Source organism: Streptococcus gallolyticus subsp. gallolyticus DSM 16831 (assembly GCF_002000985.1).
Taxonomy (GTDB): Bacteria; Bacillota; Bacilli; order Lactobacillales; family Streptococcaceae; genus Streptococcus; species Streptococcus gallolyticus.
The window spans coordinates 1,739,701-1,764,828 of the sequence record NZ_CP018822.1 but is presented as its reverse complement, the minus strand read 5'-3'; the positions used below and the strand labels follow the sequence as shown (position 1 = coordinate 1,764,828).

General features: G+C 36.4%; 18 protein-coding genes. 12 read left to right on the top strand and 6 right to left on the bottom strand.

Features of this window, described 5'->3' with window-relative positions:
* Nucleotides 1–42: 42 nt before the first annotated feature.
* The gene (locus tag BTR42_RS08745) at nucleotides 43–870 is read right to left on the bottom strand and encodes an alpha/beta hydrolase (RefSeq protein ID WP_174564819.1); all 828 of its coding nucleotides are present in this window, start codon (nucleotides 868–870) and stop codon (nucleotides 43–45) included.
* 125 nt (nucleotides 871–995) lie between these two features.
* On the opposite strand from BTR42_RS08745, the gene BTR42_RS08740 reads away from it, so the two are divergent.
* The 6 genes from BTR42_RS08740 to BTR42_RS08715 all read left to right on the top strand — a co-directional run bounded on the left by BTR42_RS08740 (nucleotide 996) and on the right by BTR42_RS08715 (nucleotide 7,380).
* Nucleotides 996–3,479, top strand: coding sequence for a bifunctional DnaQ family exonuclease/ATP-dependent helicase (locus tag BTR42_RS08740; RefSeq protein WP_077497364.1), 2,484 nt, complete (start codon nucleotides 996–998; stop codon nucleotides 3,477–3,479).
* Between the two features lie 30 nt (nucleotides 3,480–3,509).
* Nucleotides 3,510–3,980: a cell wall elongation regulator TseB-like domain-containing protein gene (locus BTR42_RS08735; protein ID WP_077497362.1), complete on the top strand. Its 471-nt coding sequence runs from the start codon at nucleotides 3,510–3,512 to the stop codon at nucleotides 3,978–3,980.
* The gene (locus BTR42_RS08730) at nucleotides 3,977–5,158 is read left to right on the top strand and encodes a pyridoxal phosphate-dependent aminotransferase (RefSeq protein WP_009854580.1); all 1,182 of its coding nucleotides are present in this window, start codon (nucleotides 3,977–3,979) and stop codon (nucleotides 5,156–5,158) included. Before BTR42_RS08735 ends, BTR42_RS08730 begins: the two co-directional genes overlap by 4 nt.
* Nucleotides 5,159–5,161: 3 nt before the next feature.
* Nucleotides 5,162–5,605 (top strand): protease inhibitor I42 family protein, encoded by a 444-nt coding sequence (locus BTR42_RS08725; RefSeq protein ID WP_077497360.1) that lies wholly within the window; start codon nucleotides 5,162–5,164, stop codon nucleotides 5,603–5,605.
* An 18-nt stretch (nucleotides 5,606–5,623) separates the two neighbouring features.
* Nucleotides 5,624–6,970, top strand: coding sequence for an asparagine--tRNA ligase (gene asnS / locus BTR42_RS08720; RefSeq protein WP_012962204.1), 1,347 nt, complete (start codon nucleotides 5,624–5,626; stop codon nucleotides 6,968–6,970).
* Nucleotides 6,971–7,098: 128 nt separating this feature from the next.
* Nucleotides 7,099–7,380 carry a hypothetical protein gene (locus BTR42_RS08715; protein WP_012962203.1) on the top strand — a complete coding sequence of 94 codons (282 nt, stop codon included), beginning with the start codon at nucleotides 7,099–7,101 and terminating at the stop codon, nucleotides 7,378–7,380.
* A gap of 62 nt (nucleotides 7,381–7,442) precedes the next feature.
* Here the strand turns inward: BTR42_RS08715 and BTR42_RS08710 are convergent, their stop codons facing one another.
* The gene (locus BTR42_RS08710) at nucleotides 7,443–8,396 is read right to left on the bottom strand and encodes an AraC family transcriptional regulator (protein WP_039692812.1); all 954 of its coding nucleotides are present in this window, start codon (nucleotides 8,394–8,396) and stop codon (nucleotides 7,443–7,445) included.
* A 128-nt stretch (nucleotides 8,397–8,524) separates the two neighbouring features.
* On the opposite strand from BTR42_RS08710, the gene rhaB reads away from it, so the two are divergent.
* From rhaB to BTR42_RS08690, 4 genes are all read left to right on the top strand, one after another.
* Nucleotides 8,525–9,970, top strand: coding sequence for a rhamnulokinase (gene rhaB / locus BTR42_RS08705; RefSeq protein WP_077497358.1), 1,446 nt, complete (start codon nucleotides 8,525–8,527; stop codon nucleotides 9,968–9,970).
* Nucleotides 9,971–9,984: 14 nt separating this feature from the next.
* Nucleotides 9,985–11,250, top strand: a complete 1,266-nt coding sequence (rhaA, locus tag BTR42_RS08700) for an L-rhamnose isomerase (protein ID WP_077497356.1) — start codon at nucleotides 9,985–9,987, stop codon at nucleotides 11,248–11,250.
* Nucleotides 11,251–11,274: 24 nt separating this feature from the next.
* Nucleotides 11,275–12,093, top strand: a complete 819-nt coding sequence (gene rhaD, locus BTR42_RS08695) for a rhamnulose-1-phosphate aldolase (RefSeq protein ID WP_077497354.1) — start codon at nucleotides 11,275–11,277, stop codon at nucleotides 12,091–12,093.
* 176 nt (nucleotides 12,094–12,269) lie between these two features.
* A complete protein-coding gene (locus BTR42_RS08690; RefSeq protein ID WP_077497352.1) occupies nucleotides 12,270–14,558 on the top strand; it encodes a family 78 glycoside hydrolase catalytic domain in 2,289 nt (762 codons plus the stop codon).
* Nucleotides 14,559–14,577: 19 nt separating this feature from the next.
* Here BTR42_RS08690 and BTR42_RS08685 read toward each other — a convergent pair whose 3' ends face one another.
* Nucleotides 14,578–15,567, bottom strand: a complete 990-nt coding sequence (locus BTR42_RS08685; RefSeq protein ID WP_077497349.1) for an AraC family transcriptional regulator — start codon at nucleotides 15,565–15,567, stop codon at nucleotides 14,578–14,580.
* Between the two features lie 101 nt (nucleotides 15,568–15,668).
* On the opposite strand from BTR42_RS08685, the gene BTR42_RS08680 reads away from it, so the two are divergent.
* Entirely contained in the window at nucleotides 15,669–17,057 is a 1,389-nt protein-coding gene (locus BTR42_RS08680) for a PTS transporter subunit EIIC (RefSeq protein WP_077497347.1), read from the top strand.
* Nucleotides 17,058–17,084: 27 nt separating this feature from the next.
* A complete protein-coding gene (locus tag BTR42_RS08675) occupies nucleotides 17,085–19,613 on the top strand; it encodes a glycosylhydrolase-like jelly roll fold domain-containing protein (protein WP_077497345.1) in 2,529 nt (842 codons plus the stop codon).
* A gap of 226 nt (nucleotides 19,614–19,839) precedes the next feature.
* On the opposite strand, the gene BTR42_RS08670 is transcribed toward BTR42_RS08675, so the two are convergent.
* The 3 genes from BTR42_RS08670 to BTR42_RS08660 are packed head-to-tail and all read right to left on the bottom strand — an operon-like array spanning nucleotide 19,840 to nucleotide 24,901.
* Entirely contained in the window at nucleotides 19,840–21,381 is a 1,542-nt protein-coding gene (locus tag BTR42_RS08670) for a glycoside hydrolase family 43 protein (RefSeq protein WP_077497343.1), read from the bottom strand.
* Between the two features lie 52 nt (nucleotides 21,382–21,433).
* Entirely contained in the window at nucleotides 21,434–22,096 is a 663-nt protein-coding gene (pgmB, locus tag BTR42_RS08665) for a beta-phosphoglucomutase (RefSeq protein WP_077497341.1), read from the bottom strand.
* 3 nt (nucleotides 22,097–22,099) lie between these two features.
* Nucleotides 22,100–24,901: an alpha-L-rhamnosidase gene (locus tag BTR42_RS08660; RefSeq protein ID WP_077497339.1), complete on the bottom strand. Its 2,802-nt coding sequence runs from the start codon at nucleotides 24,899–24,901 to the stop codon at nucleotides 22,100–22,102.
* Between the last annotated feature and the right edge of the window lie 227 nt (nucleotides 24,902–25,128).

The following is a 25,128-nucleotide window of genomic DNA, read 5'->3' as shown; positions in this document are numbered from 1 at the left end:
GTTTATGCCATTATAGGAATTTAGAGTTTTATAAATCATGTGCTAATTAAGGCAAAATTGTAGAAATTCGGCAAAATGATCAGCCCAATATTTTTCATGATGAATTTCATTTGCCATAATGCGTAATTGTACATTTTCCATTGGAAATCCTGTACGTAGTAGGGATTGGTAGTAGTGCAAACTGCAATCAATATAAGCTTGGTTCATATTTGGGGCGAATTGTTCATCAACGTCGTCCCCTTCTTTTGTTCCAACTTGAATATAGACTTTGTTGTCAGAATGCAGTGGATGAGAGTCACAAAAACGTAAAAAGTCACGCTCACTAAACCAAGAAGCAAGTGAAAAAACACCTAGATTTCCAAAAATCTCTGGATAGGTCGCGCCCATATAAGCGGTGATAATGCCGCCCATAGATGAACCAGCAAGAAGCGTATTTTGACGGTCTGTCTTGGTACGATAAGTTTTATCAATAAAAGGTTTTACGGTATTTACCACCCAATCACCGTAAGCCATTCCGTCTCCGCCAGCAGAAGCTGTTTCAGGAGTTGTTCCAACGTCAGTCATCCAAGGAGCGTATTCATTAAGACGATTATCTTGGGCGTTATCAATCCCCACGACAATCAATTTCGGCAACTCTTTGTGATTCTTGATAGTAGGGATAAGTTTCCATGAATAGCCTGAGAATGATTCCTTGCTATAAAAAATATTTTGCCCATCGTGCATGTAAAGAACAGGGTAGCTTGCCCATTCTTCTTTATCGTAATCTTTTGGAAGAAGAACACGAATGCGTCGCTCTTCGTCATAATAAGGAACGTACAGGCTGTGTTCGACCATTTCAAGGTAATAGTTGTTTAATTTTGTCTTTCTCACCATAAGCACCTAGCTTCTGAAAATTTATAAAGTCATTATAACATAGAACATTTTTTTGAGCCAAGATAAAGCTAGTTTAAATCCGTTACGCAAGTAGCAGCCAAGTGTGGTATAATCTATGTGTTATGATGCAAGTAAATTCTCAAAAATATGCTATTGTGGATTTGGAGGCAACGGGTGCCCATGCAATGGCAGAAATTATTCAAGTTGGGATTGTGATTATTGAAAATGATGAAATCGTCAAGACCTATCAAACGGATGTCAATCCCCACGAAGCTTTATCTGAACATATTATTAATTTGACTGGTATTACAGATGAGCAATTGGCAAAAGCGCCAGATTTTTCACAAGTTGCGCAGGAGATTTTTAGCCTAATTGAGGATTGTGTTTTTGTGGCTCACAATGTCAAATTTGATGCCAATCTGTTAGCAGAACAATTATTCATGGAAGGCTATGAATTACGAACACCTCGCGTTGATACGGTTGAATTGGCGCAGGTTTTTTATCCAACTTTTGAGAAATACAGTTTGGGAAATTTAGCTGATGCTTTAGCTTTAGATTTGGCAGATGCTCACACGGCAATTTCAGATGCCTATGCGACTGCGCAGCTATTTTTAAAATTGAAAGCAAAAATGAAAAGCCTGCCCAAGGAAGTCTTGGAATGCCTTTTGCCTTTAGCTGATAGCCTTTTGTTTGAAACAGGGATGTTAATTGAGGAAAGCTTCAAACAGGCTAAGGTTTTATCGCCAAAAGATTTTCAAGAAGTTGGTGGTTTAGTGCTCCGACAACCAAAAACGATTGGTGAAGCGCGTCAATTATCAGAAGCATTTGATGTCAATTTGGCGCTTCTGGGCTTGGAAGCGCGTGAAAAGCAAAGTCAGTTTGCACAGTTGGTTAAAGATGATTTTCAATCGTCACAGGTCTCATTTTTAGAAGCGCAAGCAGGACTTGGAAAAACCTATGGTTATCTTTTACCTTTGCTCCAGTTGACTCAAGATGAGCAGGTCATTGTTTCCGTACCAACTAAGGTTCTTCAAGACCAAATCATGGCAAATGAAGTCAGACAGATTCAAGATATTTTTCACATACCGTGTCAATCGATTAAAGGTCCTGGTAACTATATTAAATTAGATGCCTTCGCGGATAGTTTGCGACGTGAAGGGGATAATCGTTTGGTAAATCGTTATAAAATGCAGCTTTTGGTTTGGCTGACTGAAACGGAAACTGGCGATTTAGATGAAATCAAACAAAAACAGCGATTTGAAGCTTATTTTGACCAGATTAAACATGATGGAAATTTAAGCGAAAAATCCCTTTATAAGGATGTTGATTTTTGGAATCGTACTTATGAAAATGCGAAACATAGCAAACTATTGATTATTAATCATGCTTATTTTTTGGAACGTGTGCAAGATGATAAGGCGTTTGCGGCTAAGAAAGTGCTTGTTTTTGATGAAGCCCAAAAATTGATTTTAAATTTGGAGCAATTTTCACGTCGTCGTGTTAACGTAACGCAATTGGTGCAAAAACTTGAAAAGCACTTAGATGCAGCTTTACCGACATTGGAAAAACGATTGATAGAAAGCCTTTCTTTCCAATTGAGCCATTTGGCAACACGCTTTTACCAAAATCAAGAAGTCTATGTGACAACAGAGGACGCTCGTCGTTTAGAACAAACAACCAATGAATTGCTGGCTTTCAATCCTGATTGGCGATATATTTGTTTGGAGGATTTGTTAGCCTTATTTGCGCAGCCTTTTACTGATTTTTGGTTTGAGACAATTGTTGAAAATGAAAAACGTCAAACTTACCTAAATGCTAGTAGTGAAGAATTGTTGAATTTTCAAGAATTTCTACCCGAAACACGCAAGACTTATATGATTTCGGCAACCTTGCATATCAGTCCGCAGGTTAGTTTAGCTGATTTGCTAGGCTTTGAACACTATCATTTCATGAGCATTGCGCATGATAAGCAGAATGCCCAACATATTTGGATTGATGAGGAAATGCCAAATGTCGCTGATATTTCTGAGGAAGAATATGCTTCAGCCATTGCGGAACGTATTTATCAGTTGAAACAATTGGATGAGCCGATTTTGGTGCTATTTAATGCTAAGAAAACAATGCTTGATGTTTCTGATTTGCTAGATGATATGGCACTTCATCATTTGACGCAGGAGAAAAATGGCACGGCTTATAATGTCAAACGCCGTTTTGAACGTGGTGAAAGTCGTATTCTGCTTGGAACAGGCGCTTTCTGGGAAGGTGTGGATTTTGTTCAAGCTGATAAAATGATTGAGGTCATCACACGATTGCCATTTGAAAATCCTAAGGATTTATTTGTGCAAAAAATCAGCAATCATTTGCTAGCGCAAGTCAAATCACCATTTTATGATTATTCATTACCATTAGCAATCTTGAAATTAAAACAAGCGATTGGACGTACGATGAGACGTGACAATCAACGCTCAGCTGTGCTCATTTTAGACAATCGGATATTGACAAAATCGTACGGAAAAATGATAAATGATGCTTTGGCAGAAGAATTTTACCTTTCTTCTCAAAAATTTTCAAAGAGTCTAACAGAAATAAAGAATTTTTTGCTATAATAAAGGGGATAAACTAAAAGGGAGAAGTAAATGAAAAAATTAACACCAGTAAAACAGTATTTACTTGGTTTTAGCTTGATTTTCTTAGTTCTCTTGATTTCTGTGGTGACAGTTTTGTATCTATCAGTGAAACCAAGACTGGATGCAGAAAAATTGGCTACCCAAGTTGCCGTTGAAAAAGCTGATTTGACAGACACATCTTCAGTTGACCTTTATAATGGTTCAGAGACTTATTATAGCGTTTATGGGACAACATCATCTGGAGAGCAAAAGATTGTGTCTGTTGGCGAGGACAATGGTGAAGTTTATGTCTATTCTGTAAATGATGGTATTAGTCGTAAAGAAGCTAAGCAAGTTGCGACAGCAAACGGAGCGACTGGTATTTCTAAGGTTGTTTATGGTATTTATGACGAAACGCCTATTTGGGAAGTAACAGCTACTAATGGTTATTATCTTGTGAATTTTGAAACAAGTGAGCTCGTGAAGAAGGAGGGCATATGACAAACTTATCAAATCGCGTGTTGAACATGGAAGAAAGTGTGACACTAGCAGCAAGTGCGCGTGCTAAAGCCTTAAAAGCAGAAGGTCGTGATATTTTATCACTTACTTTGGGAGAACCTGATTTTGTAACTCCTAAAAATATCCAAGATGCAGCTATTGAGGCAATTCAAAATGGTAAAGCAAGCTTTTACACAGTTGCTTCAGGACTACCTGAATTAAAAGATGCTATTAATAGCTATATGGAAAAATTCTATGGCTATTCAATCAATCGTAATCAAGTGGTTGTGGCAACAGGTGCGAAATTTATCCTTTATACTTTCTTTACAACTGTTCTTAATCCAGGCGATGAAGTCATTATCCCAACACCATGCTGGGTGTCTTATGTTGACCAAGTCAAAATGGTTGATGGTGTGCCAGTAACTGTTGCGACAACTGAAAGCAATCATTTCAAAGCGACCGTCGAACAACTTGAAGCAGCTCGTACAGAAAAAACAAAAGTTCTCTTGTTAAATTCGCCGTCTAATCCAACAGGTATGATTTACACACGTGATGAATTGGAAGCTATCGGAAATTGGGCAGTAGAACACAACATTCTAATTCTTGCTGACGATATTTATGGACGTTTGGTTTATAACGGTAATGAGTTTACACCAATCTCAAGTATTTCAGAAGCTATCAGAAAACAAACTGTTGTGGTTAACGGTGTTTCAAAAACTTATGCCATGACAGGTTGGCGTGTTGGTTTTGCGGTTGCTGAAGAAGAAATTATTTCAGGAATGGCAAAAGTTATCAGCCAAACAACCTCAAATTTGACAGCCGTTTCTCAATATGCAGCCATTGAAGCTCTTACTGGTCCACAAGATTCTATTGAGACAATGCGTCAAGCTTTCGAAGAACGCCTTAATACTATCTATCCATTGCTTAATGAAGTTCCTGGATTTGAAGTGATTAAACCACAAGGGGCATTCTACCTTTTCCCTAACGTGAAAAAAGCGATGGAAATGAAAGGCTATACAGATGTCACAGCATTTACAACAGCTATTCTTGAAGAAGTAGGTGTTGCTCTTGTCACTGGTGCAGGTTTTGGTGCTCCTGAAAATGTTCGTTTGAGCTATGCCACTGACTTAGACACTTTGAAAGACGCTGTTAATCGTTTGAAAGCCTTTATGGAAAAATAAGCTATGTCTAAAAGACGAAAAATCATTATTGTATTAGTCGCCTTTTTAGGAATGGTATTAGTCGGATTGGGAATTCATTTCAAACCAAGCTCTCCCAAGCTAACAGAACTTGGAGATTATCGTGTTAGTACAGATGAAAAGACCTTTGAAATTGATTTGGCTAGTAACAGCAGCACGGGATATTCTTGGGTAGCTAGTGATGTTAATAGCGAAGCTATTGCTTTAGAAGGTGTAACTTATCACACTTATCCAAGTAAATCAGATAACGTAGGTTCTGGCGGTTATAGTCAATTGACAGGAAAGGTGACAAAATCTGGAAAGCAATCTTTCAAGTTAACTTATTGTCAAGACTGGGACGGCGGCGAAAAAGAAATGACCTACCAAGTCACAATCAATAGCACAAAAAATAAAATAAGTAAGATTAAACTGACAGAAGTGTCAGAGTAATAGTTGAAAAGAGGAAATATGTCTAAAGATTACGTATCTATTATTGATGTTAAAGACCATGTTGGTGAAGAAGTTACAATCGGTGCTTGGGTTGCCAACAAATCAGGAAAAGGAAAAATTGCCTTCCTACAACTTCGTGACGGAACAGCATTCTTCCAAGCTGTTGCTTTCAAACCAAACTTCATCGAAAAATTTGGTGAAGAAGAAGGAACTGAAAAATTCAATACTATCAAACACCTTAACCAAGAAACTTCTATCCTTATCACAGGTATTGTCAAAGAAGATTCTCGTTCAAAATTTGGTTATGAGCTTGATGTGACAGACCTTGAAATTGTTGGTCATTCAGAAGATTACCCAATCACTCCAAAAGAACATGGTACAGATTTCCTAATGGATCACCGTCACTTGTGGTTGCGTTCACGCAAACAAATGGCTATCATGCAAGTTCGTAATGCAATTATCTATGCAACTTATGAATTCTTTGATAAAAATGGCTTCATCAAATTTGATAGCCCAATCTTGTCTGGAAATGCGGCTGAAGATTCAACAGAATTGTTTGAAACAGATTACTTTGGTACACCTGCTTACTTGAGCCAATCAGGACAATTGTACCTTGAAGCTGGTGCTATGGCGCTTGGTCGTGTCTTTGACTTCGGTCCTGTTTTCCGTGCTGAAAAATCAAAAACTCGCCGTCACTTGACTGAGTTCTGGATGATGGATGCTGAATATTCATTCCTTTCACACGAAGAATCTCTTGATCTTCAAGAAGCTTACGTTAAAGCTCTTATCCAAGGTGTTCTTGACCGTGCTCCACAAGCCCTTGAAATCTTGGAACGTGACGTTGATTTGCTTAAAAAATACATTGCAGAACCATTCAAACGTGTTTCTTACGATGATGCTATCTCGCTTCTTCAAGAACATGAAAATGACGAAGACGCTGATTACGAACACCTAGAACACGGTGATGACTTCGGTTCACCACATGAAACTTGGATTTCAAACTATTTTGGTGTTCCAACATTCGTTATCAATTATCCTGCAAGCTTCAAAGCTTTCTATATGAAGCCAGTTCCTGGTAATCCAGAACGCGTTTTGTGTGCTGACCTTCTTGCACCAGAAGGTTACGGTGAAATCATCGGTGGTTCAGTCCGTGAAGATGATTACGATGCTCTTGTGGCTAAAATGGATGCCCTTGAAATGGATAAATCAGAATACGAATTCTACCTTGACCTTCGTAAATATGGTTCAGTACCACACGCTGGATTTGGTATCGGTATCGAACGTATGGTAACATTCGTGGCTGGAACAAAACACATCCGTGAAGCCATTCCATTCCCACGTATGCTACACCGTATTAAACCTTAGTATATATAAAAAGACGCTAATAGGCGTCTTTTTTGTATGCAGGATAACGAGTACGACTATTTGAAGCGCTTTTAAAATTTGGTTTCTTTTAAGTTTTCTTTGTTATGTTTTTAGTGGAGGTGATAAACATGATAACTTATATCACGGAGATTACCTTTTTTGATTCAATTTTTCGTGTTGCTCTAAAACTTCAACGAATACCAGAAAAACTTTTACTGGAAATAAAACGACAACTAAATCAAGTCGAACACGACTTGAAATCTTGGGAAGAAAAATTTTCCCAAAGCGATAACTTTTTTTCTGACTTAGAACGATTTTATAGGGCATTTTTTATGTGGATTCTACAAAATAATTTCTCAAAACTTGGGCAACACGAAGCAATTGTTTCAATCACTTGTAAGAAACTTTAATAAAGGGTTAGATTACAAAAGCCAGCTGATTTCAGCTGGTGTTTTTTGTCTAATAAAATAAATTATACCTGTCTATCATCTCTTGGAGAGTGCCCAAAGTAAGCACGGTATTTATCGTAAAAGTAGGTTTTGTTTGAAAATCCAACACTCTGTGCAATTTCGTAAATTGGCATACGAGTGGATTGAAGAAGTAGCTTAGCTTTCATCAATTTTTGTTGAGTAATGAGTTCGGTAAAGGTTTTTCCTGACTTCTCTTTGATAAGATTACTAAGGTAGTTTTTATTGAAGTTCAATTCTTGTGCTAAGCTAGCTAGTGTTAAATCTTGATAATGTTTATCAATTAAACGTAGTACCTGTAAATAGGGTGTTTCTTCAAGTTCAATTTTTTGGCTATGGTCAATTTGTCTGAGATTTCTAGCCAATTCATAGAATAAAATCGGTAGATATTGACTAATGATTTGTTGTGAAAAATCATGTGGCATAAAATACTCAGTCATCATTTGTTGAATAATGTGTTGCACATGCTTGTTATTTTTAGTTGATAAAATGAGATAATTTGAATGGTGATGAGTTGTTGAATTAGCTAATAACAGCTGGTAGATTAAGCTATTTTGACCTTGAAGTTGTGTTAACCACTCTAGTGAAACGTTGCTATTTTGAAAGAGAATGTTAATCAAAATATCCTCTTTTTCGAGTGCTGAAATGGAATGTCTACTACCAGAATCCATTAGCAATATATCGCCTTCCTGCAAAGTAAAGTCTTTTCCATTAATGACCTGATGGCAAGTTCCTTTAAACATAAAATTGAGTTCTAAAAATTGATGAGAATGTTCGGGGTAGTCAGCATAGCGATTGTGTTTGGAAATATAGATATCTTTATTGTTAAAGAATAAAGCATTTGGTAGTTGCATGATTCCATCGATGATTTGAGTATCTTTTAAGTCTGGAATAAATCCCAGGCTTTTTTGCTGTTTTTCATGTTCTGTTTCTTTTAATAAAAATGTTTCAAGATTCATTTAAGACTCCGTTCCACACTTATCTGTAAAAATGATACGATTACTCTTTCTATCTGTTATTGTACCATAAAAAGAAATAGTGTTAAATATAAATGTAAACGTTTAATAAATGATGAAAGGAGAAAATAATGACTTATCATGTAGCGATTGATATTGGTGCTTCAAGTGGACGTGTGATTCTTGCAAATAGGGAAGATAAGCTTGAAATTAGTGAAATCCATCGTTTTAAAAATGGCTTTACAAAGAATAATGGTCATGAGCGATGGAATATTAATCATTTAATTGATGAGATTTTACTTGGTCTTGAAAAAATAAAAGCGTGTGGTGTTAAAACCTGTACAATTGGTATTGATACATGGGCCGTTGACTATGTTCTTTTAGATGAAAATGGGGAATTGTTAGCTGAACCTGTGGCTTACCGTGATGCACGAACACAAGGAATGATGCAAAAAGTTTTTGAAAAAATTTCTAAAAATAACGTCTATCAAAAAACGGGTATCCAATTTTTGAATTTTAACACTTTGTATCAATTGTGTGCCGAGGATAGCGACTTACTTGCTAAAGCCCAAACAATTCTTATGGTACCAGATTATATTGCCTATCGTTTAACTGGGAAAAAAGTTGGAGAAGTTACAAATGGATCAACCACTCAGTATTTGAATATTCATAGCCGTGATTATGATAAGGAACTACTTGATGTTGCTGGAGTTGATTTAGATAAATTTCCAGATTTGATAGAAACAGGTGAAATTATTGGAAATCTATCTTCTGAACTTTACGCAACTTATGATTTACCAGAAGCTAAGGTAGTTGCTGTTGCAACGCATGATACAGCTTCAGCAGTGGTTGGAGTGCCAGCTACCAGTGAGAACTGGGCATATCTTTCAAGTGGAACATGGTCTTTGATTGGTGTTGAAAATCAAGAGCCAATATTAAGTCAGAAGGCATTTGAAGAAAATTACACAAATGAGTGGGGAGCCTATAAGACTTACCGTTTCTTAAAAAATATTACTGGCATGTGGACAGTGCAAGAAATTGCGCGTATGCTTGATTATCGATACACTTTTGCAGAAATGGCAGAGCAAGCATATCAAGTTGAGCCATTTTTACAATATGTGAATTTAAACGATGACCGTTTCATTAATCCGAATAATATGATTACAGAAATTCAAGATTATTGTCGTGAAAGTGGACAAATTGTTCCTGAAACAGTTGGTGAACTAGTCATGTGTGTGTATTCAAATCTAGCACTTGCTTATGCACACGAATGGACAATTCTTGAAAACTTGATTGGACATAAATTGGATGTACTTCATATCGTCGGTGGTGGTAGCAACGTGAAATTGCTCAATCAATTAACCGCAGATGTTATTGGAAAGCCTGTTATTGCAGGACCTGGCGAAGCTACAGCATTTGGAAATATCATGGTTCAGATGATAACTTCAGGAGAATTGCAAGACTTGAAAGAAGCACGATTATGGTTGAGTGAACATCAATCATTGGAATGCTACGAACCACGTCCAATTGCTGACCGTGACCATTTAGAAATTTATAAAAAAACAGTATTTAATTAATAGAGGGTAATATTATGGTAAGTAAAGAAACAATTGAAAAAGCATATGAAGCAGCAAAAGCACGCTACGCAGAAGTAGGTGTTGATACGGATGCTGTTCTTGAAAAATTACAAAATGTTAAAATTTCAATGCACTGCTGGCAAGGCGATGATGTAAGAGGTTTCTTAACACCAGATGGTGAATTGACAGGCGGCATTATGTCAACTGGTAATTATCCAGGTGCTTCCCATACGCCGGAAGAATTGCGTGCTGATCTTGAGAAAGCTTATTCACTTATTCCAGGGAAACACAAACTTAATCTCCATGCGATTTACCTTGATACGGATGAAGCTGTGGATTTGAATGAAATTGAACCAAAACATTTTGAAAAATGGGTTAGGTGGGCTAAAGAGCAAGAAATTGGTCTTGATTTTAATCCAACATTTTTCTCACATCCAATGATGAGAGATGGGTTTACCCTTTCTCATCCCGACAAAGAAGTTCGTGATTATTGGATTGAGCATGGGAAACGTAGCCGTCGTATTGCAGAATATTTTGGTAAAGAGTTAGGTGAAACTTGTTATACTAATTTCTGGGTGCCAGATGGCTTTAAAGATAATCCGATTGATCGCTTGGCACCACGTAAGCGTCTTATGGAATCACTAGATGAAATCTTCTCTGAGGAAATTGATGAAGAATACAATGTTGACACCGTTGAAAGTAAATTATTTGGACTGGGTGCTGAAGCTTATACTGTGGGTTCTCATGAATTCTATATGGGATATGGTTTGACACGTCAGAAGACAATTTTGCTTGATGCAGGGCATTTTCATCCAACAGAAGTTATTTCTAATAAGATTTCTTCTCTTGCCTTATTTAGCAAACGTCTAATGCTTCATGTGTCTCGTCCAGTTCGTTGGGATTCTGACCATGTTGTGATTATGGATGATGAGTTACAAGAAATCACTAAGGAAATTGTTCGTAATGATTTGCTTGATCGTACAGCGATTGGTCTTGATTTCTTTGATGGTACAATTAACCGTATTGCTGCTTGGGTGGTTGGAACTCGTAATACCCAAAAAGCACTTTTAAAAGCCATGCTTGAACCAACACAAGATTTAAAGGATATGGAAAATCAATTTGATTTCACATCACGTTTAGTTCTGACAGAAGAATTAAAAGATTTTCCATATAGCGACGTTTGGAATTACTTCTGCTTTAAAAATAATGTGCCAGTTGGATTTGATTGGTTTAAAGAAGTCAAAGATTATGAAGCAAAAATTTTAGCAGAACGCCATTAATAGCTAGCAGTGAAAGGGAGAAAAATGACAAAATTTGTAGAATCATCATTTGTAAAAGACATGCGCGATGTCACACGAGAATCTTATCTTCGATATTGGGATGAACGCAATGGTGGTAATGTTTCTTATCGTTTGACAGCTGAGGAAGTGGAAGATTTTGAAGATGTAGCAGACGTTAAACGAACTTATGAGCTTGGTTTTGACGCTTCAGCTTTAGCAGGTTACTATTACCTTGTTACGGGGACCGGTTGTCATTTTAGAAATGTCTATGGCAATCCAGAACGTGATCTTGGTTTGGTAAAAATCTCTGAAGATGGTAAATCTTATGATATTGTTTGGGGATTTGAAGCAGGTGGACGTCCAACATCAGAATTTCCAAGTCATTTGATGAGTCATATTGAACGATTGAAAGTTAATCCAGAACAGCGTGTTGTTTTCCATTGTCATCCAACAAATTTGATTGCTTTATCATTTACACAAGAATTATCAGAACGTCACTTATCACGTCTACTATGGAAAATGCAAGCAGAATCAATTGTTGTCTTTCCAGAAGGAGTCGGTGTGATTCCTTATATGACGCCAGGAACAAATGAAATTGGTGAAGCTACAGCTACTAAAATGGCAGATTATCAAGCTGTTCTTTGGCCACATCATGGTCTCTTTGCCTCAGGAATATCATTAGACGACACTTATGGTTTAGTTGAAGTGCTGGAAAAAGCTGCCATGATTTTCTCACAAATTGGCGTTCAAGGTGGAAATATTAAACAAGCCATTACAGATAAACAGTTACAAGAAATTGCTGACTACTTCCACGTAACGCCACACGAAGGTTTCCTAAATTAAAACTTACGAATATGGTCTCCTCAAAAAATAAGTCAAACTTAGGAAAAGTTTGGCTTTTATTTTTAATTGTTTGGTATTTTAATGGGTATTAGGAGAAAGGGAGTTGGTTTTTAGCATAAAAAAGATAACTTATTTTTGTTAAAATGAATTAACAAGTCAGTAGGAGGAAAATTTTGATGAGAAATACACGAGAAAGTTGGCATGGGAAATGGATTTCAACAGATTTTGCTACGGTATCTCAAGAGCCTGAATTTACATTAGAAGAAATGTTCTCTGGAAAAATTAAACTACAAGAGCCAATTGAAGAACGCCTTAATCCTAGTATTTATTTTAAAAAAATTTTTGAAGTCTCTAAATTGGTTCGTAAGGCACGTTTAATTATAACTTGTCAAGGAATTTATCAGGCTTATTTAAATGGAAAAAAAGTAACAGAGGCTATTTTTACTCCTGATTATACCGACTATAATGATTTTTTGATGTATCAAACTTATGATGTTACGGGTTTGCTAGTGGAAGGTATGAATACCTTAGCAATTGAAGTTGCAGATGGCTGGTTTGCTGGACGAATTAGTGTTCAGGGAGGTAGCATTCAATTTGGGAATCAATTGGCTTTGTTAGCTGATTTAGAAATCGATTTAGTTGACGGTGAGAAAGAGGTTATCGGAACAGATGAAAGTTTTACGTCGGGTACTGGAAAGCACTGTTATGCTGATATACAGATTGGTGAAAAACAGGATTTCAGACTGGATTCAAACTGGAAAACAAGTTATGAAAACCTATCTGGAAAGGTCTTTGAAATTGAAGCAGATTATGCTCGTTTGGCTCCTCAAGAAGGGCCACAAGTTTATCGAAAACAGTTTTTAGCTCCTAAGAAAATCTGGCATGAATCAGAGGATATTATTGTTGATTTTGGACAAGTTATTGCGGGACGTGTTCGTTTGGAATTAGCTCTAGAAAAAGATCAAGAAGTCATTTTAGAACATGCTGAAGTGCTTAATGAAGAGGGAAAGTTTTTCAAAAATATCATTGGTCGTAATAAAGATGCTACTGATATTTTCGTTGGAAATGGTAAAAAAGAGATTATGGAACCTGATTTTACTTTTCACGGTTTTCGTTATGTAAAAATTACAGGACTCAAAGAAATTCCAACTAATGCAATTCAAGCGGTAGCTATTTATTCGGACTTACCGGAGACTGGGTATTTCTTAACAAATGATTCGTTGGTTAATCAACTATTATCAAATATTCTTTGGAGTCAACGTGGTAATATGTTATCTATTCCAACAGATTGTCCACAACGTGAACGCGTTGGGTGGACAGGTGATATGCAAGTTTTTGCACCCTCATCGACATTTTATATGGATACTAATGCTTTTATTCGTCGTTGGTTAAGAAGTCTTCGTATTAATCAACGTCGCAATGGTGAAATTTTGGATTATTCACCAGCACCAGCTGATGCTCAAAAGAGTGTTGCTTTTACAGGATCTTATTCCTCAGCAGGGTGGGGAGATGCAATAATCATGGTTCCCTGGACACTATATGAGCGTTATGGAGATATTACTGTTCTTGAAGAAAACTACGATGCCATGCTTAAATGGTTTGATTTTGAACGAAAAAGTGCTGCAAGAGGTAAGAAAGGTGAGGCATGTTATATCTGGGATACAAAGTTTCATTACGGCGATTGGATGTTTCCAAGTTTTATGATGGATAATCCAAATCCGATGAAAACGGCTGAAGTGACAAAAGATATTGTTGCCACTATGTTTTTAGCACATTCAGCAGAACTCTTAGCGAACATCTCAGAAATTATTGGTAAGGATGTTAAACCTTTTAAAGACTATTGTCAAAAGGTAAAAACAGCTTTTAGCCACTATTTTATTACAACTAAAAACCAGTTGTGCAGTGACTTTCAAGGGTGTTATGTTTTAGCTTTAGCCTTTCATATGATTCCTGAACATATAAAATCTGATTTTGTAACACGGTTGGTAGAAAAAATTCACGAAAATGGTGATCGCTTGGATACTGGCTTTTTATCAATTCCTTACCTTTTAGATGTTCTTTGTGAGAACGGTTATCAAGAATTGGCAAAAACAATTTTCTTCCAAGATGCCTGCCCATCTTGGTTTTACGAAGTGAAGCAAGGAGCAACAACTATTTGGGAATCATGGGCTGGTATTCATCCGGATGGAAAAGTAGGGGCTTTTTCGTTTAATCACTATGCTTTTGGCTGTGTCTTGGATTGGATGATACGAGAAACTGTTGGGTTACATATTAGAAAATCAGGTTACCGAGCTATTACCATTAAACCAAGTGTAGAAATTGTTGAGAACTTTAACTTTAATTTTAAATCACCACAAGGCTCTATTTCTATTATCAAAGTAGGAAAAGATTGGAAAATAACAGTTCCTAAAGCAATTGATATGATAGTTGACTTAAGTAAGGTTGGTGGGAGAGTTAGTGATTAGAAAAAATGAGCCTGTAAGCTCATTTTTTTATTCGATATTCAGCTGGAGTCATATGGTATTGTTTTTTAAATACTTTATAAAATTGGTTGAGGTTTGAAAAGCCGACGTCAAGAGTAATGTCTCGTATAGATTTTTGAGTCTGTTGGAGTAAGACAAGACTGATAGATAGGCGTTTTTCTTGAACGAGTGTCTTAAAGTTTTTACCTGTACTTTCCTTAATGTGTTGGCTAAGGTAGCTACTATTGTAATTTAACTGGTTAGCACACTGATTTAAATGACAATTTTTATAATTTTGGTCAATGTAATTCATAACATCAAACATAAATTGCTGATTAGCATTTGTCGTTCCATTGTCTTCAACAGAATAATAACGAATAAGTTCTAAGAAAATTAGTTTTAAGTAGTTTGTCAGATAGTTTTCGGAAAAAGGGAGAGGCTCTGATGAATAGTATTCACATAATAGTTCTTGGAAAAAATAATGTAATTTTTGAAAATGATTACTCCTAAAAAAGAGATACTGATTATGATTGTTACTTTCTGAAATGGCTCGAAGGATAAATTTAGATAGTAGCGTATCTGGAGCTAGTTCAGTATAAAAGTACTTTGTAAAAAAATCTTGTTTTATCAACATACTAATAATAATGTCATCTGTCCCAAGGGCATCGGTTTGATGTGGTATACCTGTGTCAATAATAATTAAATCTCCTTGTTTTAAAGTGAGTTGCTGTCCATTAATTACTTGCGTATAGCTCCCATGGTAAACATAGTTAATTTCAATGGTGTCATGAATGTGTTCAGGGACAGGAACAAAACGGCTTTGTTTTCGAATAAAAAATGGTAGCTGTCTAAAATTGTTAGCTAGAGACGTATTCAAATAAAAAATATCTTTTCCTTGATAGTTGAAGCGTGGCATTCTATCTGAAAAAGCTTGTATAAAAGGGTTCTGTTGATAATTTTTTTCGTGTTGTGTTAGTTCAAATAGAAAGTTATCTAATTGTTTTATGTCCATAATAATACCTAAAAAAATGATAGTGTTTGTCTACAAATCTGCTATTTCTATTATACTATGAAAGCGCTATAATTCAAATATAAAAATAAAGGAGAAGTCAAATGGCAAAAAAAGAGAATTATAGTCTTTTTGCAAAAGAGATTGTTAAGTTAGTTGGTGGAAAGAGTAACGTCAAAAATGTTTTAAATTGTATGACACGTTTGCGGTTTGAACTGAAAGATGAATCATTAGCTGATGAAAAGGCAATTAAAAGTCAAAAATTGGTTAAAGGTGTTGTTCGACAAGGTGGACAATATCAAGTCATTGTAGGAACTGAGGTCTCAGAAATTGCTCCCCTAGTTCGTTCAGAACTAGGAATAAATGACGAGAAAGAAATTATTGAAGATACAAAAGAAGATGGCGTTCAAAAAGATAAGCTGTTCAACCGTATTTTTAAAATTATATCCGGTTGTATCATGCCACTTTTAGGTGTGTTGGTTGGTTCGGGGTTAATCAAGGGATGTTTGGTTATTTGTACAACGTTAGGTTGGCTATCTGATACAGACGGAACCTATATTATCTTATATGCGGCGTCAAATGCAGTATTGTATTTCTTACCGATTTTTGTAGGTTTTAATGCTGGAAAAGTTTTTAAAATGAATCAATTCGTTGCTGCAGTCATTGGTGCTTCTATTATGTATCCAACGATTCTAACGGCTGTTAATGAAGGAACAACGTTAACATTTTTGAAACTACCAGTTCAATTAGTAGATTATTCTCAAAGCTTGCTTCCAATTATTGTAGCAGTGTGGTTAGCATCTTATTTAGAGAGATTTTTAAAACGCATTTTACCACAAATTGTTCACTTGATGTTTGTTCCTGCTTTAACTTTGGCTATAGCTGTTCCTCTAACATTATTGGTGGTTGGACCGATTATGACAATAGTATCTCAAGCGTTATCTACCGTTGCTTTAGCTATCTTTAATTTTAGCCCTCTTTTAGGTGGTTTATTATTTGGTGCTTTGTGGCAGTTAATGGTTTTACTTGGTCTACATTCTGCTTTTATTCCTGTTTTAATGAACATCTATTTCGAAAATGGAAGTGATCCAATTAATGGTGTTTTAGGATTGACGGTTTGGGCTCTTGCTGGTGTTGCTCTAGGATATGCTTTGAAAGTTAAAAGTAAAGAGGAGAAGTCATTAGGAACAGCAAATTTAGTATCTTGTCTATGTGGTGTTACTGAACCAACAATTTATTCATTGATTGTACCCAATTTTAAATTATTTATAGGTGCTGCTGTTGGAGGAGGAGTTTCTGGAGCTATTTTTGCAAGCCTTGGTGGGAAAATGTATGCTATCGGAGGGGATGGTCTGTTCCGCATACCTGCTATGATTAACCCAGCAGGATTAGATATTAGCTTTTATGGTTTTATTGCTTGTGCAGTATTAGCTCTCATCATTTCAACGATTGTGACATTTTTTGTTGTTACTCCTCAACAAAAAGAAGGATGATACAGTATTAGAACGGAGTTTTAGTTTATGGAATTAGTAAAAAATCATCTTTATCCATTCTTCTGGCAACATGGTGAGGAAGAAGAAGTATTGATTGAATATGTTGAAAAAATTTATCAATCTGGTATGAGGGGACTTTGTGTGGAGTCTCGTCCTCACCCAAATTTTGTAGGAGAAAAGTGGTGGAAAGATTTAGGAATCATTATTCGTGAATGTCAGAAGCGTGATATGAAAATTTGGGTGCTGGATGACTCTCATTTTCCAACTGGTTTTGCTAATGGCAAAATTAAGGAAAATTATCCTGATTATTTGAAGCAGTATTTGGCAATGAGGCGCTTTGATATTGTAGGGCCAATGAAAGGAGCACGAATTGATGCTTCACAATTGAAAGGACGTCCATGGGAAATTGGACAAGCTGAAATGATTGATATCATTGGTGTTTATTTGGCAGAACGCTCTACAGGCAACCGGGCTGGAGATCCAATTAAAACAGAAACTTTAGTTGATATTACGGAAAATTTTCAAGGTGATACGATTTATCTTGATATTCCAACAGGAGATTGGAGTGTCTTTGTTGTTTTTTCAACACATGAAGGCGGTGAAGAAAGTACCAAAGATTATCTTAATCCGTTGGTTTCTGAAGCGACACAAATTTTAATTGATGAAGTTTATGAAAAGCATTTTAAACATGTAGGACAATATTTTGGTGATACCATTACGGCATTCTTCTCAGATGAACCTCGTTTTGGAAATGTCAAGGGAACAGATGCAACAATTGGAAAAAAGAACATGGTTTTACCTTGGCGTCCTAAACTGGAAAAAGAATTAGAGTTTGATAATAAATTCTTACCACTTTTGTGGATACCAACAGATAATAAAGCTGAACGTGAAGTTCGTTACGCTTATATGGATTTAGTTACACGTGAGTATAATAAAAATTTCACCAAAGTTTTGGCTGATTGGTGTGAATTGCACGGCGTTGCTTATCTAGGTCACAATATTGAAGATAACGGTGCCCATGCTAGACTTGGTTACGGCACAGGACATTTTTTCCGTGGCCAAGAGGCACAACATTTTTCTGGGATTGATGTCATTGGTGGTCAAGTAGTTCCAGGAATGAATTATCATCATGATGCTTATCAGACTGGTGGTTCAAATGGAGAATTTTATCATTATGCCCTAGCCAAGTTGGGGGCTTCTGCGGCTGATTTATACCCTCATAAAAAGGGACGTGCTATGTGCGAAGCCTTTGGTGCTTATGGTTGGAATGAAGGTTTAAAAACAATGAAATGGATTGCTGATCATTTAATTGTACGTGGTATCAATTATCTAGTGCCTCATGCCTTTAATCCTAAAGAATATCCTGATTTTGATTGTCCACCTCATTTTTACGCTAGAGGAAATAATCCACAATATCGCTATATGACTTATTTCTCAGATTATGTCAATCGTTTGATGTCTATGTTTAGTGATGGAAGTCATAAAGCGCCAGTAGCACTCTTTTATCCAGCAGAATTTGAATGGGTTGGCGATTATATGCCAGTTGAAGTTCCAGCTCGTGTGTTGACGCAACATCAAATTGATTTTGATATTATCAGTAACGATTTGCTTCAAACGGCAAGCTTTCAAAATAAAAAATTAGTAATTAACCAACATGAATTTGATGTTCTTGTAATTCCATATGCTGAGTATCTTCCAAAAGTTGTGGTAAATGCATTGAATAATGTTCTTTTATCAGGAACTGAAGTGATTTTTTTGAAAGAATATCCTGAAAATATTGCTGAACTTGTTAAAAATCCACAGCTTGCTAACTTAAGTGAACTTCCTGATATTTTAGAAGAGTCTACTGAAATACGTTTGAGCAAATATTATCCTGAATTGGTCTATTACCATTATCAAAAAAATGACAAAGACTATTGGATGTTTTTCAATGAAAGTTTAAGCCAAACTATTGATGCGCAAGTTTATTTCTCATCTTCAGAAAAGCCAAGCTATGCTTATGAAGCCTATGATGATGTCAAAAAAGAGATTGTTAACAATCAACTCATATTGGCGCCTTATCAAACCATTGTATGGGTTTTTGATAACGAAAATCATACTGAAATTTCTCAAGAAGAAAAATCAAACTTGGATGAAGCATTAACTCCAAATTGGGAAGTTGAATTAGCTTCAGCAAAAGAATACCCAAAATTTAACGTCATTGGGAAAATGGCAAAGCTAAAACCAATTAATACTTTACCATCATATGACCGTATTACTGGCACAGTAGCCTATACAGCAACAGTAAATCTAGATAACGTGGAGCAAATTTGCAAAATTGATTTAGGTGCCGCTTACGAAGTCGCTCAAGTCCTTATTAATGGTAAATCGGCGGGTGTTAGAATTGCACCACCATACATTTTTGATGTCACTAATCTATTCCATGAGGGAGAAAATACGATTAGAATCGAAGTTACAAATACACTTGGAACACAGTTTAGAGGTGGATTAAACCAATACCTTTTGGTTGAACCATTTGGTTTGACTGAAACTGTAAAAATTGCAAGAAGAAAATAGGAAATATCAAGATTATCTGAGAAACCACTTCTGGGGAATTTTAAATATGGTTAAGAATTTATTAAGTTTAAACGATTATATTATAAACAATCCTAAAACTTTTCTTTTTCATAATCTCCAACAAAGTAGAGTCATAAGAGTGTGGCTCTACTTTTTCAATTTTTATCTGTTTAATTTTTACATAAAAAACAAGCTGAGGAACTGAACAGCTTCCCCAGTTTATTTTTTACTTAATTTTTCTACGGCTAGCTTGAGTAATGGTTATTACGGCATTATTAGTAGCATAGATACCTTGGACATCACCCGTGTTTAGAGCAGCGATTACTTCGTTTGAAAAATGCATGGCATTAATAGTGAAGCTGATTTCTTGGTTATTGCTTGTTGCTTTGAAAATCTTGCTGTCCTTGGTATTTGTAATACTAAGTGTTTGTGGTAAGTCAGAAAGTTCACCGATTTTTTCGTTGACTTCTAAATCAAGGACTTTAATGTGTTTGTAAATCGAAAACTTATTATTTTGAGTTTTCTCAAGCGTGAGTGTGGCATAGTGATCATTATTAATCATAATTGCTAAACCAAAAGCACCATTATTGGGGTGACTTTCTGAGCTAATGTCAACTTGGAAAATTTCTGCGTGTTCTGTCTGGCGTACTGCAAGAAAGCTTGGTACTCCGAGGGTTTCAAGTTTTTCAGATGAGCCAGTGAGGCTTAGGGCATTATTTTTGATAGTGATTCGATTAGCTAAGCTATCACGCAAACTGAGCCATTCAGGATTAAGTTCAGAAGTTTCAAAGGTATCGACAAAATCAGTGAATTTTTGCGGTGAAAGTGTTTGAGCATGTTCTGGGAAATTCGTCATATTGACAGTGTCAGTTGGAATTCCATTGTTGATAAGAGGCCATTCTCCTGACCAATCCACGGGGTACAAAAGTGTTTCACGACCAATATTGGTATACTGGACGAAGCCAACTGTAGCTGGTCGTGTGCCAAGGCAAGTTAGCCACCAATTACCAAGTTGATCTTGAAAAAGGTCAGCGTGTCCAATGTTTTGAAGAGCTTGCTCGGCACGATCACGATTGGTAAAGAGTGGATTATTTGGTGCAGCTTCATCGTAAGGTCCCCAAAGATTTTTGCTTCGAAACATGGTAATCATATGACTAAGTCCAGTTCCCCCTTCAGCAAGTAGAAGGTAGTAGTAATCACCTTTTTTGATAATGTGAGGTCCTTCAACATCACGTCCACCAGAGCCATAAGAAAGAATCTCAGCTTGTCTAAGTGTCTGACCAGTTGTGATATCTATTTCGATTTGACGAATGGCTTTTTGATCGTTTTCGAGGTAACCAGTGAATTGGATATAAGTTTTATCACCTTCAAAGTATAAGTCAGGGTCTATACCTGGAAATTCAACTTCAATTCGATTATTTTCCCAAATAACGCTTTCTTTATCAGGACTTAATTTTCCACGAATAATAAAGTTTTTCCATTCAGCAAAATTTGTGGTGATAACGTAGAAGTAACCTTCGTGGTATTGAATGCAAACGGCAAAAATGCCTTCATTAGATTTAGCTTTGCGCAAATCAGCTTGGTTATGATTTTTAGCAATACTAGGCAATTTTGTCCAGTTAAGAAGGTCTTTTGATTTTGATAGAGCGATTCCTGGATAATATTCGAATGTTGAGTTAACAAGGTAAAAAGTATCATCGACTCGTACAATGGATGGGTCAGGATACATACCTCGTAATATTGGATTTTGATATGCAGTCACTATCATAAGAAATTCCTTTCGTTGTGTAAAAGTTGAGCAGGATGCCCAGCTTTATTCTTTAGTTACGATGATAGGCTTGCCAAGCCTTTTTGATGTCCTGATAGTTTAGGTCAGAGGTTGTTTTAAAGCGTTTATTGGCATGGTTAAGCTCATCTTCACCTACACCGATGGAGACGCTTCCTGCTTTGTTAATAGCTGTAACACCAGCGATTGAGTCCTCGATGCCTACGCAATCATAAGGAGAGATAGCTAGAGCAAAGGCTGCTGCTAGAAAAATATCTGGAGCAGGTTTGCCACTGGTAATCTTAGCAGGGTTTGCGATAGCATCAAAAGAGTTTGTTAAACCAAGTTTTTTAAGAATGAATGGTCCGTTTTTACTAGCAGAGGCAAGAGCGATTTTTATACCGTGTTGTTTTAAATCAATAAGAAGTTCAGATATTCCTGGGAGAATATCATTTTGTGATAAATTTTCCAAGGTATGAACGTAAAGTTGATTTTTTTCAGCAGCTAAAGCAGCAAACTCTTCCTTAGAAACCTTAATATCGAGGTAATCAAGGATGATTTGTAAAGAATCTTCACGGCTAACACCTTTTGTTTTTTCTTCTAGTTCATCTGGTAAGTCAGCGTCAAAATGTGTTTTTACTAATTGACACCAAGCTGCAAAATGGTAAATGGCTGTGTCAGTAATAACACCGTCAAGATCAAATAAAGCACCTTTCATGAGTTAATCCTTTCTTTGAGAAATGACGGGTGTTGCTTCAAGAAGTTCGACAATTTTGTCAAGGTTTTCTTGTGAAATAGTGATAAACGGTAAAATTTCATTTAATTTCTTAAGGGACAATTTACCAAGACCGCCATTAAGAGCATCTGGGTCATTGCGGAAGAAGTCAAGAATTGGATCAATTTTATCAATTTTTTCAACTAGATAAGCATCTGACATAATTTCTGCGGCTGGAGTTTCAGCGGAATAACGTTCGATGTAATCTTGATTTGGTTGGTAGCTGATAGTATAAGTACCAGCAGTTAAATCAAATTGTCCACCGATAATTTCGTGATTGTTAATCATTATAGTAACATTCTCAGAACGTGGTAGTTTCACATGAGCAGTTGCACCGAAAGGAATGCTAAGAGTCATCTTAATTGTATGATTGTCGTCTGTTTCAATTTCGTAGGCGACAGCAATTTTTCCATATGATGATTCATAGTAACCACTTACTTTGTTTAAGCGAGCATCAAATTCTGGTGCTAAATCAAATTTTTGATAACCTTTTTTAGAGTTTCTGATACCTAAAACGTATTTATAAGCCCATTCCATGATAGCACCAATTGAATAGTGGTTTAGTGAATTCATCCCTTCAGGGTTCATGGAACCATCTGGCATTACAGAATTCCAGCGTTCCCAAACTGTAGTGGCACCGAGATTAACAGCATAAAGCCATGATGGGTAATCTTCATGCAAAAAGATAGTTGTTGCTAATTTGTGGTAACCATATTTTGAGAGCATTTGGTTGGTGTATGGAGTACCGACAAAACCAGTTTTAAGGTGATTATCATCTTTACCAATACGATTGACAAGGTCGCTAACAACTCGACTAGTTTGTTCATTTGGAATCAATTTAAATTGAAGGGCAAGAGCATAAGCTGTCTGAGTATCAATTGTCAAACGACCATTTTTTGAAATGTACTCATCGTGAATGGCTGTTTTGATGCCTTGAGAAAGTTTAGCGTATTTCATTTCATCTGCAGTATTTCCAATCAATTTTGCAGTTTCAGAGACGATATAAGCTGAATAATAGTAATAAATAGATGCAATAAAATCTTCATCGGTTTTTCCTGTTGGCATAGCTGGATTTTCGCCATCTAAAGCTAACCAATCGCCAAATTGGAAACAATCAGTCCAAAGATTTGGAGTTGCTGTATGTCGGGTAATCCAGTCTACCCAGTCACGCATGGCATCATAATGTTCTACTAAGATACTAGCGTCACCTGTTGCTTGATAAGCATTCCATGGAACAAATGTTGTTGCATCGCCCCAGATAGCTCCTCCACCATCTTCGTTACCGAATGCAGGAGCGTACATTGGTGCACGACCATCATTTAGTTTTTGTTCAATGGCAACATCTTTTAAAAATTTACGATAGAAAGCATAAGCGTTCATGTTTAGAATGGCTGTATTTGAAAAGACATTGGCATCTCCAGTCCATCCTAGGCGTTCATCACGCTGTGGGCAGTCTGTTGGAGAATCAACAAAATTACTCTTTTGGCCCCAAATAACATTTTGGAATAAACGATTGACTTTGCTATTTTGAGTGGTAATGTTACCAGTGCTTTCCATATCAGAATAAATCACGTCAGCTTTAAAATCATCTGGGTTAAGGTTATCAATTCCTTCAACTTTCATGTAACGATAGCCGTAGTAAGTAAAGCTAGGTTGTACCCATTTTTCAATACCATCTGAAATGTATTCAAATGCTGCGCGTGCTGTGCGGAGATTATCGCGGTAGAAATTACCTTCTTGCAAAATTTCACCAACTTGAAGATAAATTTTAGTGCCTTTTGGAGCACGGTTGTAAAAACGGAAAAGTCCAGCATGGTTTTGCCCAAAATCAAGCATGTTTTCCCCAGCAGGTGTTTGAATCACTTCTTTGACATCGAGCGTTTCTTTGACGACTAGTGGAAGACTAAGTCGGTCAGATAAAATACTTTTGTCTGCATTGGTGATAGCAACGGGTTGCCACTCAGTTAATTCAATCGTATCATCACGGTCTTCACCGTAATAAATAGAAGATTTTGTGATATTGCCAGCTGTAGTTTCCCAACTTGAATCAGTAGTAATTACTTCATGGCTACCGTCTTCATAATCAATATGGTATTCTGCAATAGCGCGGTGTTGGTCCCCATAAATGCAGTCTACACCTTCAATAAAACCATAAGGTCCCTTAAACCAACCGTCAGCTGTTGAGATAAGACATTCATGTTCTCCTTTTTGGAGAGCTTTTGTAATATCATAAGTCTGCACTTGAATCCATTGTGTGTAGTCGTCAACACCAGGAGCTAAAAATTCATTTCCCACTTTTTGGCCGTCAATAAAAGTTTCATAGACTCCAAGAGCTGTCATATAGAGGCGAGCTTTGATTACTTTTTTAGTAATACTTATATTTTTACGAAAAAGTGTATTTTGAATTGTTTTGTCATTATTAGTAATCCATTTTGCTTCAAAAGCTTCAGTCATTTTTCCTGTTTCAAAATGAGAAGTGGAACTAACAATCTCGCCAGATTCACGTTTGAGGTTAATTGTAACGTCGTATCTTGTGCGAGGGGTTAATGGAAAATCTGGTTCAAAAATATTATTATCATAAATCAGAAAATCTGTTTGATAATCTATTTGTTCTTGATGTTTGATAATGAGCTGTTTTTGAATGGTTTCACTTGTTTCAGAGTTAATTTTAAAACTGATGTGAAGTTTTTCTAACAGAAATCCTAGGGGTTCTGTCATATGGTTAATACTAATAGCTGTTATTTTCATAAGTTATCTCCTCGTAAAATAAGTTTATGGGGATTTTTCAATCCCAAGTGTTAACAATTTTTTATAACTTGACTATTGCAAGGTTTTCCAGAACAATAGAGTCATGGAATGGACTCATGGTTGTTTCTTTTTCTCCTTGTTGCTTAGACTTCATTTTTAAGTCTGTTACCCAAGCGTTGTTCCTACTTCCAACACACTAGCTGTTTCCACTACGCTCACTTCTGTGC